The 16,364-nt window shown below is 45.5% G+C and carries 15 protein-coding genes; 9 read left to right on the top strand and 6 right to left on the bottom strand.

Annotated features, from left to right (window positions below; genetic code table 11):
• Window positions 1-31 precede the first annotated feature (31 nt).
• The 4 genes from FTV13_RS04135 to asd all read left to right on the top strand — a co-directional run bounded on the left by FTV13_RS04135 (window position 32) and on the right by asd (window position 3,768).
• Window positions 32-559, top strand: a complete 528-nt coding sequence (locus tag FTV13_RS04135; RefSeq protein WP_179991900.1) for an ankyrin repeat domain-containing protein — start codon at window positions 32-34, stop codon at window positions 557-559.
• 128 nt (window positions 560-687) lie between these two features.
• Window positions 688-1,893, top strand: a complete 1,206-nt coding sequence (pncB, locus tag FTV13_RS04130; RefSeq protein WP_179991901.1) for a nicotinate phosphoribosyltransferase — start codon at window positions 688-690, stop codon at window positions 1,891-1,893.
• Window positions 1,894-2,071: 178 nt separating this feature from the next.
• A complete protein-coding gene (locus FTV13_RS04125; protein ID WP_179991991.1) occupies window positions 2,072-2,920 on the top strand; it encodes a sulfurtransferase in 849 nt (282 codons plus the stop codon).
• Window positions 2,917-3,768: an archaetidylserine decarboxylase gene (gene asd, locus FTV13_RS04120; RefSeq protein WP_166137528.1), complete on the top strand. Its 852-nt coding sequence runs from the start codon at window positions 2,917-2,919 to the stop codon at window positions 3,766-3,768. Before FTV13_RS04125 ends, asd begins: the two co-directional genes overlap by 4 nt.
• A 299-nt stretch (window positions 3,769-4,067) precedes the next feature.
• Here the strand turns inward: asd and FTV13_RS04115 are convergent, their stop codons facing one another.
• Together FTV13_RS04115 and argS are read right to left on the bottom strand one after the other, a co-directional pair.
• Entirely contained in the window at window positions 4,068-4,682 is a 615-nt protein-coding gene (locus FTV13_RS04115; RefSeq protein ID WP_159124212.1) for an SPOR domain-containing protein, read from the bottom strand.
• 313 nt (window positions 4,683-4,995) lie between these two features.
• On the bottom strand, window positions 4,996-6,786 hold the full coding sequence (gene argS, locus FTV13_RS04110; RefSeq protein WP_179991902.1) for an arginine--tRNA ligase: 1,791 nt from the start codon (window positions 6,784-6,786) through the stop codon (window positions 4,996-4,998).
• Window positions 6,787-7,039: 253 nt separating this feature from the next.
• On the opposite strand from argS, the gene FTV13_RS04105 reads away from it, so the two are divergent.
• A complete protein-coding gene (locus tag FTV13_RS04105) occupies window positions 7,040-7,327 on the top strand; it encodes a DUF2798 domain-containing protein (RefSeq protein WP_125278848.1) in 288 nt (95 codons plus the stop codon).
• Window positions 7,328-7,413: 86 nt separating this feature from the next.
• Here FTV13_RS04105 and FTV13_RS04100 read toward each other — a convergent pair whose 3' ends face one another.
• The 3 genes from FTV13_RS04100 to FTV13_RS04090 are packed head-to-tail and all read right to left on the bottom strand — an operon-like array spanning window position 7,414 to window position 9,877.
• Window positions 7,414-8,715 carry a DUF445 domain-containing protein gene (locus FTV13_RS04100; RefSeq protein ID WP_159124210.1) on the bottom strand — a complete coding sequence of 434 codons (1,302 nt, stop codon included), beginning with the start codon at window positions 8,713-8,715 and terminating at the stop codon, window positions 7,414-7,416.
• A gap of 14 nt (window positions 8,716-8,729) precedes the next feature.
• Window positions 8,730-9,296, bottom strand: a complete 567-nt coding sequence (locus tag FTV13_RS04095; protein WP_159124209.1) for a hypothetical protein — start codon at window positions 9,294-9,296, stop codon at window positions 8,730-8,732.
• A gap of 41 nt (window positions 9,297-9,337) precedes the next feature.
• Window positions 9,338-9,877, bottom strand: coding sequence for a DUF924 family protein (locus tag FTV13_RS04090; protein WP_180011114.1), 540 nt, complete (start codon window positions 9,875-9,877; stop codon window positions 9,338-9,340).
• Between the two features lie 211 nt (window positions 9,878-10,088).
• On the opposite strand from FTV13_RS04090, the gene gshA reads away from it, so the two are divergent.
• On the top strand, window positions 10,089-11,666 hold the full coding sequence (gene gshA / locus FTV13_RS04085; RefSeq protein WP_159124207.1) for a glutamate--cysteine ligase: 1,578 nt from the start codon (window positions 10,089-10,091) through the stop codon (window positions 11,664-11,666).
• 18 nt (window positions 11,667-11,684) lie between these two features.
• A complete protein-coding gene (locus tag FTV13_RS04080) occupies window positions 11,685-12,212 on the top strand; it encodes a disulfide bond formation protein B (protein WP_159124206.1) in 528 nt (175 codons plus the stop codon).
• An 88-nt stretch (window positions 12,213-12,300) separates the two neighbouring features.
• Here FTV13_RS04080 and FTV13_RS04075 read toward each other — a convergent pair whose 3' ends face one another.
• Complete coding sequence (locus FTV13_RS04075) at window positions 12,301-13,632, bottom strand: alpha/beta hydrolase (protein WP_166137513.1); 1,332 nt, start codon at window positions 13,630-13,632, stop codon at window positions 12,301-12,303.
• Between the two features lie 242 nt (window positions 13,633-13,874).
• Here FTV13_RS04075 and FTV13_RS04070 point away from each other — a divergent pair, with 242 nt between their 5' ends.
• Together FTV13_RS04070 and parE are read left to right on the top strand one after the other, a co-directional pair.
• Window positions 13,875-14,468, top strand: coding sequence for a YqiA/YcfP family alpha/beta fold hydrolase (locus tag FTV13_RS04070; protein ID WP_180002578.1), 594 nt, complete (start codon window positions 13,875-13,877; stop codon window positions 14,466-14,468).
• A 1-nt stretch (window position 14,469) separates the two neighbouring features.
• On the top strand, window positions 14,470-16,350 hold the full coding sequence (gene parE / locus FTV13_RS04065) for a DNA topoisomerase IV subunit B (protein WP_166137506.1): 1,881 nt from the start codon (window positions 14,470-14,472) through the stop codon (window positions 16,348-16,350).
• Window positions 16,351-16,364 lie beyond the last annotated feature (14 nt).

Genomic DNA, 16,364 nt, shown 5'->3' with positions numbered 1-16,364 from the left:
ATTTTCCTTTCGATTTCTATTGGAGTTCATCATGAAAGTTCTGCCACACGCATTTCTAGCCAGTATTCTTGCCTTTAGTTCCGCATTCGCAACTGCTGCTGAAGTGAAGAATGTCTCCCCTGCAAAAACTGCGGCAAGCGTTCAGATGACCTCACAACAGGAATTGATCGATCTGTTTTTTGCTGCTGCTAAAATCGGCAATAGCGAAGTGATCAATGAATTTTTAAAGCACGGCTTTCCAGTCGATGTACGCAATCAAGATGGTTATACCTCGTTGATGATGGCAACCTATTATGGCCATCAGGATATTGTGACCACCTTACTGGCCAAAGGGGCAGACCGCTGCGCCCGGGACAACCGTGGCAATACAGCCTTGATGGGTGCCTTGTTTAAAATGGAATTTGCCATTGCCAAACAGCTGCGTCAGGTCGACTGTGATGCCCAAGCCAAGAAAACCGGGCAAAAAACCACAGCTGAATTTGCCAAGGTGATCGGTCAGGAAAAGCAGCTACAAAAAATTATCAAGGAACAGGAAAACGGGCTGAAAGCAGTCAAATAACTGTGTGGGAAGCAGTTTATTTTCTTGAACTTTTGTCGATAATTCAGCTAGCTGTACGTAAATCCTGCAATATTGCCTAAACTTTTATGCTTTAATGCGGGATAAGCACAGCGATATTTCCCTTAGTTATGGCTCCAATTATCCACTCTTTGTTAGATACTGACTTGTATAAATTCACCATGCTACAAGTGGTATTACACAAGTTTCCACAAACGCATAGTGTCTATCATTTCCGTTGTCGCAACCTGGAAGATACGGAATATCCGCTGACGGATATTCTGGATGATTTGAATCACCAACTGGATTTGCTGTGTCAGCTCAAATTTAAAGAAGACGAATTACAATATTTACGCAGCCTGCGTTTTATCAAAAGCGATTTTGTGGATTATCTGGAACTATTCCAGCTCAAACGGCGTTTTATTAAGGCCACCATCGACAATGAAGGCCGCCTGGATATTACTATTGAAGGCCCCATGGTTCAGGCAATGATGTTTGAAATCTTTGTACTGGCCATTGTGAATGAACTGTATTTCAGTCGTATCCGTACACCCGAAGTGCTAGCCGAAGGTGAGCGCCGTTTAAAAGCTAAAATTGAATTGCTAAAACAGTATGATGCCGCGCAGAACCCGAATGATCCACCATTCCTGGTCTCGGACTTTGGTACCCGCCGTCGTTATAGTTTTGACTGGCAAAAGCATGTCGTTGAAGAATTTAATAAAGCTGCACCGCACGTGTTCCGTGGGACCAGTAATGTGTACTTAGCCAAAGAATTGGGTATTACCCCGATCGGCACCATGGCGCATGAATTTCTGCAAGCCTTTCAGGCCTTGGATGTGCGTCTGCGTAATTTCCAGAAAGCAGCCCTAGAAACCTGGGTACAAGAATACCGTGGTGACCTCGGAATTGCCTTGACCGATGTAGTCGGTATGGATGCTTTCCTGCGTGACTTTGACCTGTACTTTGCCAAACTGTTTGACGGCTTGCGTCATGATAGTGGCGATCCCTATGAATGGGGTGACAAGGCTTATGCTCACTATAAAAAGCTGAAAATTGACAGCAAAACCAAAATGCTGACTTTTAGTGATGGCCTGAATCTGGAAAAAGCCTGGAAATTGCATCAATACTTTAAAGACCGCTTTCAGGTCAGCTTCGGGATCGGCACCAATCTGACCAATGACATGGGGCAGACGCCGCTAAATATCGTATTGAAACTGGTGGAATGCAACCGTCAGTCGGTAGCGAAAATCTCCGATAGCCCAGGAAAAACCATGACGGATAATGATACTTTCCTGGCATATTTGCGTCAGGTGTTCAATATCTCAGAACCTGTCTAAAAATCTCTGCTTGATTCAAAAAACCGCTTCAATCATGAGGCGGTTTTTTCTTGGATGATGGTCTTTCTTAAATCAGCTTTAGCTAAAATTATGCTAAGGATCTAGATAAAAACAACATAATTGAAAAAATGAGCTGTGCTAAGATCAAAAGGATTTGACCGCAATGACAACTACTAAGATGACAGCTTCCGCCTTTGACTTTGGTCTGCTGATTGAAGCAGAAGATTTGGTTCCACATTTGGGAAATGAAAAACTTCGAATTGTTGATTTAAGCCGGGCGTCGGTTTATGAACAATTGCATATTCCACATGCCTTACATCTGCAACCCAAGCTGCTGGTTCGTCAGGAAGAAACAGCCATGGGCCTGTTACCGGATGCAGAAGGGCTGGAAGCTTTAATTCGTTACCTGAATATTTCTCCTGAACATCATGTCGTAGCTTATGATGATGAAGGCGGTGCGTGGGCAGGGCGTCTGCTCTGGAACCTGCATTGCATGGGCTTTGAAAATACCAGTTTACTCAATGGCGGCATTCATGCCTGGCTGGGTGCGGGACTACCGACTTCATCAGATCAGGAAACGTTTATACCTGTCGATCATCTGGTTCCAGTCAATCTTGAAAGAAAGGCTGAGTTTCAGATTGATTATGATGAATTAAAACAACTCATTGAAAATGAAAAAATTCAGGTATGGGATTGTCGTACAGAAGATGAATACACTGGCCTGCGTCTGGCTGCGCGACGCGGTGGTCACATCCCGGGCGCACGTCATTTTGAGTGGAGTACTGCCCTTAACCGGCAAAATCATTTAAAATTACATCCTTTACCACGTACTCAGCAGCGTCTGGAACAACTGGGATTTGATCTGGATCAGCCGGTTGTGGTGTATTGTCAGTCCCATCACCGTTCAGGTCTGGCTTATATTCTGGGTCGCTTATTCGGCTGGAATATTCGAGCCTATGATGGTGCGTGGAGTGAATGGGGCAACCGCCTCGATAGTCCAATCGCTACAGGAGAGGTGCCATCTTGAGCATCACATCGCGTCTAAAACAACAACTGTTTATCCAGGCCCAAAAAGTGGTGCCACAGCATCGCCTGTCCCGTGTGGTGGGAAAAATTGCAGCCAGCGAAAATCCGATTGTAAAAACAGCCGTGATCGCAGCATTCAAGACCAAATACGGAATTGATATGTCGATTGCTGAGCAAACCAATGCCCTGAAATTCAAATCATTTAATGATTTCTTTACCCGTGGACTAAGAACCGGGGTGCGTGCGGTCGATGCTGATTCAACTGCGATCGTATCTCCGGCAGATGGCGCGATTTCCCAACTGGGTAAAATTGAAAATGGCGATGTGTTTCAGGCCAAAGGCCAGAAGTTTACGGTTGAAAACTTGATTGCTGATCCGCAACTAGCAGAACCATTCAAGAATGGTGAGTTTGCGACGGTGTATCTGTCACCACGTGACTATCACCGTGTTCACATGCCATTTGCCGGGACTCTGACTGAAACTTTATATGTGCCGGGTGAACTGTTCTCGGTCAACCAGACCACAGCCGAAAATATTCCAGGTCTGTTTGCCCGTAATGAACGTATGGTATGTCTGTTTGATACCGAACTTGGTCGTATGGCAGTGGTTCTAGTTGGTGCGATGATTGTGGCTGGTATTGAAACTGTGGCGACTGGCAAGGTAAAACCATCTGGTCGTATCGAGCTAAACCAGCACAATTTATTCCTTGAAAAAGGCGCTGAACTGGGTCGTTTTTACCTAGGTTCAACCGCCGTTATCCTGTTTGAGGAAAACAAGATGCAATGGGATGAGAAATTTAAAGCCAATTCAACCGTATTGATGGGTGAGGCGTTGGGTCATACCCTATAAAAAGCTTTTAATCTCCTGTTATGTTGCTTCCCCCTTTGAAAAAGGGGGATTGAGGGGGATTAAATATTCTAATTTCCTCCTCTTGCGTTTCAATTCAAAGCAGTGCTTCAAAGCTTGCTTAGGAGGGAATCTCATGATAACAAATATCCCTTAGATTCTTTCCCTTTGAAAAAGGTGAGAAGCCTTGCTTCGCAAGAGGGAGTTAAAAAATTAAAATCCCTCCCAACCTCCCTTTAAAAAAGGGAGGAGATAAAAGATCCAAAAAAAGCGCCATCTGGCGCTTTTTTATTTTCTAAACTTTATCGTTTGACCACGATCGAATCGATACCACTATGTTGTAAGGTTTGCTGTGCAATAATCGCAGATTCTGCTGAATCATAAGGTCCAGACACGACACGATACCAAACCTTGCCATTTTCCACACTGCGGACTACATCTGCAGATAAACCGTTGAGAATGATTTCTGCACGGCGGGCATCTGCCTGATCCGGGTCATCAAAACTACGAACTTGTAAAATATAGCTTGCAGAAGCAGGAGTTGGGGCTTCGGTTGCATCCAGACCTGGCTCAGTTGCTGTTTCTGATTCATCAACTTCAGGTCTTGGTGCCTCTACAATCACCACTGCTTCCTGATTTTTTGCTTCAGGAACCGCCTCTTCAGGAATCGGTGTCACTTGCTGCTGTGGCAACAGATCATAAAAACGGTAGTCTTTATTGGTATCTTCTTCTTGAGAATGCTCAGCCGTAGCCTGGTTTTTAGGTTTAACAGGTTCCCATGGCTTCCACAGCATGAGTGCCATTAAAAAACTTAACACGATTAAAATGATCACGAGTGTGCCGAGCCAGGTAGGAATAAGTGGCTTTTTGGGCTTATTCGGTCTTTCAGATACACCGCGCTGCGTTTTTCCAAACACTTGGGATTTCCTCTTATTTATCGGGGCAAATAGAAAAGGCATAACAGCAGTTATGCCCCTACTATGACTTCATCCTATGTGATCGTGATAGAAAAGTCATTATCTAGATCACAAATCACACAGAATTTTAATTTATCTGCATCTTCAAACACATAGCTAAAGTTACAAAATATTTATTCAGCAGATAAACGGCAATGACTAGCATGCTGACTTCGAGCAGAGCTCTCCGTCTTGCGTCAATGTAAAAGCAGTGCTTTACATTTTCGCTTCGAGCTTAGCTCTCGCCTTGCGAGCATGCAAAACAGTGTTTTGCTTACATGCTCTCAGGCGCAGATACACCAAGCAGTTCCAGACCGTTACGCAGCACCTGGCGAACATTTACAGATAACAGTAAACGTGCCTGAGTTAATTCTGCATCATCGCCCAGAACCTTGTTGTCGTTGTACCAGCCATGGAACAGCGCAGCCAGCTCTTTCAGGTAGTTACCAATCTGATGCGGTTCATAGCTGTTTGCAGCACGAACGACAATCTCTGGATAAGCTGCCAGCTTTGCCAGAATTTCAGTCTCCGCTTCCAGCTCAAGTTTGGCTGCCAGACCACGTGCAGTGGCTGCATCAAAGTTCACACCTGTAGAGGTTGCCTTTTCTAACATACGGCAGATCCGCGCATGCGCATACTGGATGTAATACACGGCATTGTCCTTGCTTTGAGATACGGCAAGGTCAAGGTCGAAGTCAATGTGCTGTTCAGATTTACGCATGACATAGTAGAAACGCGCTGCATCATTACCGACTTCTTTACGCAGGTCACGTAAAGTCACGAACTGGCCTGAACGAGAGGACATCTGTACCATCTCTCCACCACGCCACAGGCTGACAAACTGAACCAGAAGTACAGTCAGTTTTTTCGAGTCATAGCCCAGAGCATCAATCGCAGCTTTTACACGTGCGATATAACCGTGGTGGTCTGAACCCCAGATATCAATGATATCGGTATAGCCACGTTGTAATTTGTTTAGGTGATACGCAATATCAGACGCGAAATAAGTGGTTTGACCATTACGGCGTTTCACTACGCGGTCTTTTTCATCACCAAATTCAGTCGACTTGAACCAGATGTTGCCATCTTTTTCATACAGGAAGCCACGCTGATCTAGAGTTTGTAGCGCTTCATCAATTTTTTCAGTCAAAGTCGCTTCACTGAACCATTGATTGAAAGTCACCCCGAATTCACCAAGGTCATCTTTAATATCATCAAGGATGGCTTTTAACGCAGCTTGATGGAATACGCGGTAACCTTCATTTAATAAGGTTTGTGAGTTGAAGATCAGGCCATCAATGTGCTTTTCTTTATCGCCTGAAACCACCACCTTATTGCCTTCAGCATCCGGTTCGGCAGCGTACTGTACATCTTCAGGGACATCTTTATAAACGTCTGCAACAGGGCGAACATAGATATCGCCGTCTTTATCAATAATGCTTTGTGCGATTTCTTTGACGTAGTCACCTTGATAGGCATTTTTCGGGAACACCAGTTCCTGACCCGTCAATTCTAAATAACGCAGGTAAGTTGAAGTTGCCAGAATATCCATCTGACGGCCAGCGTCGTTGACATAATATTCACGGTCAACTTTGGCACCTGTCGCTTCAAGCAGATTTGCAACAGTCATACCATAAGCAGCGCCACGACCATGACCTACGTGCAGGCTAGAAGTCGGGTTCGCAGAAACAAATTCAACCTGAACGCGTTTTTCCGCATTGGCCTGGGTACGACCATACGTTGCCTGTTGAGCCTGAATCTGATCCAGCACAGCAAAACGCTGGTCTGCATTTAAAAAGAAGTTAATAAAGCCTGGGCCTGCAATTTCTGCCTTGCTGATATCCGCCACTTCAGGCAGGGCAGCAAGAATTTTTTCTGCTAAATCACGCGGTTTCATACCCGCAGCTTTAGACGCGATCATGGCAATATTTGATGCAAAGTCACCGTGGCTGCGGTCTTTGGTACGCGTCAAATTACTTGTATTGTTCCAGTCAGATGGGAGTACGTTTTGTGCCTGTAAAGTTTGCACTGCATGATCGAGAGCTGCTTGGATTGCCGTATTCATAATCAGTCGAAAATAGATATCGCAGAAAAACAGCAAATATAGCAAATTTCCGACTCTTTAGGTAAAACCATTTATGGGGAATAAAAAATATACGATTAGTAGTCTATAGTTTCTATCCATCGGTCGGTCATCAATGAAGGATCACATGAGAAAGAGGGGAATAAATAAGTTGCAAATTTTGCTATAAAAAATGAATCATCCAGCAATCAAAATGGCCTATATTAGCCTGATTGAAACTATAAAAAGAGTCAGCATGGATTCAAAACAGCGCCCGACTATTATCGGCAATATTCCCAAACTTCCAGCCAAATGGGCCTTGGTCATTGTGCCTTTTATCCTGTCCTGCCTGATGAGTGGAATTATTTCCATGATTAACATGCTGCGCAATCTGGGCTGGATTGAGGGCTTTATGGCACTCTGGTTTCATAACTGGATGATTTCCTGGGCAATTGCTTTTCCAATTGTGGTAACGCTTTTGCCTTTTGTACGCAAATTTGCCGGCTTGCTGGTCGATATGTCAGGAAATCAGCCACCCAAATAATTGTTTTCTATCAATGAGAATTAAGAAAGAAGTTCTAGAAGGTAAAAAGCATTCACTAACAGATGGGCTCTCTAACTAAAAATCAATTAAATCAGATGCTCGACTGCAGCACGGATGATTCCAAGGATCAGACCAATACAGGCCCCGACCACGACACCATTGACCCGGATCATATGCAGGTCACCACCGACTTCGTTTTCAATCTTGTCGATCATCTCAGTCGAATCCCATTCATGAATACGTTCACTGATAAAACGGATCACTTTCTCACTGTACTGGTCACTCAAATCGACAGCGATACCACTGAGACGGTTATTCAGCAACTCACGCACTGAAGTATTTGAAATAATATTTTCACCGACTTGCTGAATGGCGACTCGCAGATTCTCCGCAATCCCCGAATCCGACTTTTGCAAATCTGCTTTGATGGCATCGCATAAAATGACCACTGCACCACTGATAAAATTTAGCACTTGCGGACTGTCAAGCAGGGCATCTTTAGTTTCATTCAGTCGCTGGCTGGCCATACTTTCAGAATCTGCCAATTGCTGCATCAATTCTTGAGCTGTTTCTTCAATTTTAAGCCGCCACGGATGGTCGGGATCTGCCAGCATGGCTTCCACCCGCTGAATCACCGAATCGATACTGCGTTGCTGCACATCAATACCGATCCAGCTGGCGCCTTTGGCCAGACGCCAGACGCCCATTTCCTTGAATAAAGTGCGGGTCAGCTCACGGGTTTGTTCTGGATGTGAAGTCATCCAGGCATGTACCACATCTAGGCCGCGTTGCAGCACATCCTGATGGAAATCATTTTCCAAAACAGCGCGCAGCATTTCGCTGGCCAGGGTATTGATCTGGGTGTTTTTGACCCATTGCACACTATTGCTCTGAATAAATCCGGCGATCTGTTCCTGCCCGACAAATTCAAATACTTTGGGTACGGTCTGCTGAATCACTTGTGTGACTTGAGCATTATTCTGCGGATTGGCCAGCCAGCGGCCAGCAGCCAGACTTAAATCGGTACTGGCCAGACTGCGCTGCACAATTTGCGGGGAAAGGAAATTTTCCTGCACAAAGCGCCCCATAGATTCGGCAATCCGGGCCTTATTGCGTGGAATAATTTCAGTATGGTCACGTAAAAATTTTGGAATCGGTAGCCGGCCAAAAGGATTGCGGAACAGCACGGTAATTGCATACCAGTCCGCCAGACCACCGACTACACCTGCTTCGGCAGAGAGCATCAGAATATGAATCAGCCAGACATATTCAGGCAGCAGTTTGGCAGTAATCATCAGCGCCAGCCAAGCCAGTACTGCGACGACCAGTGCAATAGTCGCAAAACGTTTACTGCGTTGTAAGCTCGGTGACGGCTGCTCTTTCTGCATAAATCATCCTGTTATTAGGGCGTGGCCGGCTGCGGTTGGAGTACTTGGCCGGATGGACTTACTCCATATTTAGCGCCAAGTGATTGTAAAATCAAGCGGGCATCAAAGGCATCTTTCGGCTCCTGACCGGCTTTAAAGCACTCAATGGTATAAGCCACTTGAGCAGGATCTAAAGTGACAGTATAGGGCTGGTCATAGAATGGATCGGGCCAGAATCCCGGATAGCGACGGGAATAACCATAAGGACGATAATAGCCGTATGGATAGACGCTAGGCGCCGGATAGACAATCGCCTGACGCGGTGGTTGCTGGGTACGGTTGCTTGGATCGTTCAGTACCCGGAAAAACTGGAAACCGTTCTGAACTGTGGTCTGCGCGGCTTTCAGCAGGGTAATTTCTTCGGCTGTACCGAAACTCATATTAGGTCGCGCCTGAAAACTGATGCGATAAGTGTTGGCATTCAGTGGAGTAGTGCTGTACTGGCCGAGCTGGTCAAAGGTAAGCGGCTTGGACGGTGTCGTTGCACAGCCAGAAAGCAGGGCAGTCGTCGCAAGGGTCAGGGCAATGACGGTCTTTTTCATCTTCGTTCTCCTGATAGGATGATCCAGCGAGTTACAGACCTCTAGAAGCTGCTATCTGGCTGGGTCAGGAAACTCAATTCTTCCTCGGTGGATTCACGGCCCAGAATCTGGTTGCGATGTGGGTAGCGTCCGAAACGGTCAATAATGATTTTATGCTTGATTTCATATTCGAGGTTTTCTGGATTGCCGAGGCGCTGAAATAATTTTAGCGCAAATTCATGTATTAATTTAGATTCGCTATGCATGAAAGGCATATAAAGAAAGGAACGTTGCTCCGGACTCAGCTGTTTGTCCAGATCCTGGCTGATGGCTTCCTGAGCCAGTGCCAAAGCCAGACTGTCCTGAGCAAAAGCACGCGGCGTATCCCGAAAAATATTGCGTGAGAACTGGTCCAGAACAATGATTTCAGCTAATCGACCATCAGCATTCTTACGCCATGACCACAGTTCAGCTCTACTCGCCTGTTCCAGAATATCACCAAATTTTTCCTTCAAACTTTGGTCGAACTGGTCACTTTTGGCAAACCAGTTGGGTTGAGTCTCAGGACTAAACCAGGAGTCTAAAATATCTTGATAATTCATAATGTTTACAATTTATTAGCATTTATTTGTTAATAAAATCACAAATTTCACATGTCTTATAGAGAAACTTTGTGTTAAAAATTTGCCCAACTAAAAATCAATGGTTTGCTTGAAAACTAGGCAGGGCAGCATGTGCTGTCTGGAAATCGCGGTATACTAAGCTAAACCGATGATTCTATTTTAATAGTTACCCCCATTAAGCGAGATTGTAATGAGTCAACCTGAATCGACTGCCCATGATGTATTACCGGAATGGGTAGATTCGTCGCTCATCAAAGGAATGCTGCGCGGTATCGAGCGTGAGAGCTTGCGTATGCAAAGCAATGGTTTCCTGTCGCAGGAACCGCATCCTCATGCCTTAGGTTCAGCTCTGACACATCCGCATATTACGACCGATTATTCTGAAGCCTTGATGGAGTTTATTACTCCACCGAAAGAGAGTATTACTGAGGCATTAAACTATCTGACCGACATTCATGCCTTTGTACATCGTCATCTGAAAAATGATGAAAAGCTCTGGCCGATGTCTATGCCGTGCATGCTCGACAGTAAGGATGAAAATATCCCGCTGGCGCAATATGGCAGCTCCAATATTGGCTTATTTAAAACGCTGTATCGTCATGGTTTAGGCGTGCGTTATGGTCGCCGTATGCAGACCATTTCCGGGGTTCACTATAATCTGTCTTTCCCGGATCATTTCTTTATAGCACTTCAGGAACAGGAAACTGATGAAGAGCTACGCGCTTTAAGCCTGCAGGATTATCGCAGCCATCGCTATATGGGGCTGATCCGTAACTTTATTCGTTTAACGCCACTGGTAATTTTCCTGGTTGGTGCCAGTCCAGCAGTGTGCCAGTGTTTTATGACTGGACGTGATCACCATTTATTTCCGCTGGTACGCGGTACTTTATATACGCCTTATTCGACTGCATTACGGATGGGACGCTTTGGCTACCAGAATTCAGCGCAGAAACAGCTCGGTATTCACTACAATAATCTGCAGGATTATCTGGAAGGTCTGCAAAAAGCGGTCAGAACACCTTACAAACAGTTTACCCGTCTGGGTCTGGATGATGCCAATGGTCAGCCAATTCAGATCAATGACCATGTGCTACAGATTGAAAATGAATACTACAGTCTGGTGCGTCCAAAGCAGGTACCTAAAGAAGGTGAAACTCCATCGCAAGCCTTGCAAAATCGCGGGATCGGCTATGTTGAGCTGCGTGCTGTAGATGTCAATCCGTATAGCGCGATCGGGATCAATGAAGATACTGCCGGCTTCCTGGAAGTAGTGGCACTGTACTGCTTATTGCAAGACAGCCCGGCATTGCTGGATGCCGAACAGGAAATCATTGACCAGAATCAGGCTGAAGTGGTCAATCGTGGCCGCGCCTATAACGCTGCGATTATGGAAAATGGCCAGCGTTATATGATTGAAGACTGGTGTAATCTGCATTTGCAACGTATGCAGCCACTGGCTCAATTGCTCGATCAGGCTTATGAAACTGATCTATATAGCAATGCTATGCAAGCCATGCAGATCCGTGTCGATGAAGTTGATGCGACCTTGTCAGCCCTGATTGTCGGAGATATTCGTAGCCACAGCAGCATGTGGCAGTTTGGTCAGCATTTGGCCCATCAGCATAGCAATCTCTATGAATCACATCGATTAAGCAAAGAAACACTTAAATATTTCAATGAATTGTCACAAAAGTCATTGCAGCAACAACAGCAGCTCGAGCAAGATAACACGATCAGTTTTACTGAATATTTAGCCCAATATCGATAATAAATAAGAGGATTAACCATGCAATGGGGTTATCGCTTCGTGAGTGGTGTGTTGTTTTTGGCATCTGTTGCCGGGATGGCATTTGCTTTATATCTTGAGCATGGACAGGGCCTGAACCCTTGCCCATTGTGTGTGTTTCAACGAATCGGATTGATCGGACTAGGGATTATTTCCCTGATTGCCTTGCTGCATAATCCGAAATCCAATGCCATGAAGCGTGGTTATGCTTTCTTAGGCTCGCTGAGTATCTTATGGTCAGTCGGTGTCGCTGCACGGCATGTCTGGCTACAGAACCTGCCCCCAGATCAAGTGCCGAGCTGTGGCCCAGGTCTGGATTACTGGCTGGAAACTTTGCCGATGAAATCGGTATTACAGCAGGTATTAAACGGTTCAGGTGAATGTGCCGCAATTGACTGGACGTTCCTGGGGCAATCTTTACCGGTCTGGTCATTGGTGTTCTTCAGTATTTTATTGCTGATCAGCCTGTGGCAGTTATTTCGCAAATATCAGACTGCGCCCGTCAAACGTCTAAGAGATAAATACTGATTTTCAAAATTGGAATCAAAAAAGCCAGTCTACAGACTGGCTTTTTTTTATCACTCTCTTAGAGGCGAACCAAATTTTTCACCTTCAATCAGGTTAGGGCAATGCCTTCAATACTGTCCAGATCGGTCACGTATTCATGAATTTGCGTATAGGTTTCATCTTCCACACTTGGATAGAACCAGCGCACAATCTGTTCGGCCACCAGTGGATGATACTGAATTTCAAAATGATTCAGTCCATAGAAAATCGCCTTATGTGCGTCGGGTACTTTCAGATCAAAACGCGGATGGGGATGTTCGCCCAAGGCACTTTTGACACTGACCAGATAATCACCGATCACATTAAGCGTTTTGTTGGTATGGTGTTCAAACTCGATCGTACCTGCCACCAGATAGGCATCAATATGCGCAGGAATCGGGGCTGGTTTACGGTTGTCGTCCATAAAGCCAATCCGTACCGGATTATGTTCCCAGTCATCATCCCGGACGCTGCCATGACGTAAGTCTAGAATTCCGTTACTGCGAATATTCACCACATGTCCCACAATTTTCACTAAAGGAAAATGTCCGAGCTTTTCCTGCAAACTAAAACCAAAACGTTCCAGTACCGCACCATGATGCGGTGAGCCCAGACAGACCAGATTTTCTACCATCGGAATCCAGTCATAGACATTTTGTTTGCCATAGAACAAGGCGCTGCGTGACACCAGACCGCCCATACTGTGTCCGATCAGATCAATACTGGTAATTCCTGGATTACGTTTGACCAGATCCTGCAAGGCATTGGCCAGACTGCGGCCATTGGCTGAAATGCGGCGTCCGGTATTGTAGTTCAGGTACAGCATGGTGTTATGGTCACGCTGTGCCAGTAATTTTTCTCCAATGCCCGGATATTTGCGGGTTGACCAGTCCAGATGGTTCATGCACAGACCATGCACAAATAGGGTAATGCGTCCGGTTAGCTCACCTTGTTGCAGAGAACCATAATGATCGTAAATGAGCATCGGCAGGGCGAGAGGATTCTGATATTTCAGCAGATAATCGCCAATAATCCCGTTCAGGGCACTGACCATAAAATGCATGGTCGGGGTCAGAGGTTTATTATGTAATTTTGGAAATCTTTCAATAATACGGCGCAGTCCAGGCGCAATCAGGGTATTGCCATAATGAAAGATCATGTCATAAGACATTTGATACAGACGTACGATATAAGGAATATTCTGGAAAGTTTTGGAATTTTTTTCACTCAGCCCGAATACGCTCATTAAAATTTCACGCTGAATCGATTTAATCAGCTCCTGTACTACATCACTAAAGCGCATGGTGACCAATTGTGCCAGGCCTTCCAGGACATCTGCCTGGCTAAGCGGAGTTCGATCCCATCGACAATAGGTTTCATGCAATGGCGTTAAACTTGGCATTTGATCCTATCCTTTATATGAGCCGTAGACATCTTTCTTTTTTGAGCACTTCGCGGTATAAATTCTTTTTTTCAGTATTCTTGATTCTCAATTTATTCGGAATACTCTTAAAATAGCGAGAATTGCATAACATTAAAGGCTTTTTTGTCAGACAATTTAAGCAATTAAGTGGTTATAAAATGAAGTGTATTTCACACTTTTAAATTAAATTTTGACATTTTGTTTGTTTTTATTGATTGCCGATGAATATCATTTACCTGCATGGGTTCAAGAGTAGTAGCAGCTCAATTAAAGGCCAGTTATTGGAACAATACTGTGCCAAGTACCCAGATATTCAGGTGCATTTACCGGATTTAAACATGCCGCCGATGGCTGCAATTCAGAAGATTGCTAAATTGATCCAGTCGATGGATCAGGTGGCATTGGTCGGCAGTAGTCTCGGGGGATTTTATGCGACATATCTGGTCGCTCAAGCGCATGTGCCGGCTGTACTGATCAATCCGGCAATGCGACCATGGCAGCTGTTTCGTGAACTGTTTGATGATGAATTGCCCCTGCAGGTTCATCCGAACTGGTGCCTGAATGACGCAGATCTTGGCCAGCTCGAAGCCATGGCGCTACCAACTGCACAAGATGCAGACAAAATGTTAGTGCTGTTACAACAAGGCGATGAAGTTTTGGATTATCGTGAAGCACATCGCTATTATAGTTCAGCTCGTCCACCTGCACTGCTGATGACCGAGGCCAATGGCAGCCATGGCATGGATGATTTTGCGGAGAAAATTCCGCTGCTCTTACAGTTTTTATCCGACTGCATAAAAAAGGAAACCGAATAACGTGTCTCAATATACGGCTCAATCTCTTGAAGTTTTATCTGGTCTAGATCCGGTCCGTCGTCGTCCGGGCATGTATACCGATACCTCTCGTCCAAACCACTTGGCGCAGGAAGTGATTGATAATGCGGTCGATGAGGCACTGGCGGGACATGCCAATAAAGTCACGGTCACGGTGTATAAGGATGGTTCATTATCGGTTGAAGATAATGGCCGTGGTATGCCCGTCGATATTCATCCGGAATATGGTCAGAGCGGGATTGAAATTATCCTGACCAAATTGCATGCCGGTGGTAAGTTCAGTACTGATAACTATCAATTTTCTGGCGGTCTGCACGGGGTGGGGATCTCGGTCGTCAACGCGCTTTCTAGCCGCGTAGAAGTTGAAGTTCAGCGTCACGGTAACCTGTATAAAATGGCCTTTGAAAATGGCGAACCGACTGCACCACTAGAAGTGCTAGAAGGTAAGGCACCGAAACGTGCCACAGGGACAACTGTTCATTTCTGGCCGGAAACCAAATATTTCGATTCTCCAAAATTCGCGCTTAAAGCCTTAAAACATAACTTAAAAGCCAAAGCGGTATTGGCTGCTGGTCTGCAAATTAACTATATCGACCAGATCAATGATGAAAAGATCACCTGGCAGTTTGAAAATGGTCTGGTCGACTATTTGATGGACGAGCTGGAAGACCGTGAAATCATTCCGGCTCCTGCTTTTGTGGCGACAGGTGATGCTGAGCGTGCCAGTGCAGAATTTGCCATCTGCTGGAACGTGGAAGGTGGAGAAAGTATTCAGGAATCCTACGTCAACCTGATTCCAACCGCACAAGGCGGTACTCACGTGAATGGCTTACGTTCAGGTGTGACCGATGCCATGCGTGAGTTCTGTGAGCTGCGTAACCTGTTGCCACGGAATATGAAACTGTCTGCAGAAGATGTCTGGGATGGGGTGAACTATATCCTGTCACTGAAATTCCAGGAGCCACAATTCTCTGGTCAGACCAAGGAACGTTTATCTAGCCGTGAAGCCTCCGGCATTGTGCAGAATATTGCCAAAGATGCGTTTGCGCTATGGTTAAACCAGAATTCAGACATCGCTATGCAACTGGCGGAAATGGCCATTTCCAAAGCGGGTCGCCGTCTAAAAGCGGCCAAGAAAGTTGAACGTAAGAAAATTGTCGCTGGTCCGACTTTACCTGGGAAACTGTCAGATTGTGTGGGACATGATCTGGATCAGTCTGAACTGTTTATTGTGGAAGGGGACTCTGCGGGCGGCTCGGCCAAGCAGGCACGTGACAAGAATTTCCAGGCGATCATGCCGATTCGCGGGAAAATTTTAAATACCTGGGAAGTCTCTTCGGATGAAGTGCTGGCCTCTCAGGAAGTGCATAACATTGCAATCGCGATTGGGGTCGATCCAGGTTCAGATGACCTGTCTGAACTGCGTTATGGCAAGATCTGTATTCTTGCCGATGCCGACTCGGATGGCTTGCATATCGCGACTTTGTTATGTGCGCTGTTTGTAAAACACTTCCCGATTCTGGTCGAAGAAGGGCATCTGTTTGTGGCAATGCCACCCCTATTCCGTATCGATGATGCTAAAGATGTGCACTATGCGCTGGATGAAGATGAACTGGAAGGCATCCTGAAAAAATGTAAAACTAAGAATCCGCAGATCACCCGATTCAAAGGTTTAGGTGAGATGAATGCCAGCCAGCTTCGCGAAACGACTTTGGATCCTAATACTCGTCGTCTGGTACAGCTAGATCTGGATGATGTGCACCTGACTTCAGGCTTACTGGATAAACTGTTGGCCAAAAAACGCGCCAGTGATCGTAAAGACTGGCTGGAACAGAAAGGTAACCTGGCGGATATCGTTGTTTAAGTATATTTCTAATA

The organism is Acinetobacter sp. YH12235, from assembly GCF_013417705.1.
Classification (GTDB): Bacteria; Pseudomonadota; Gammaproteobacteria; order Pseudomonadales; family Moraxellaceae; genus Acinetobacter.
Note: the sequence above shows the minus strand (reverse complement) of the source record. Positions and strands in the feature narration are given on the sequence as shown.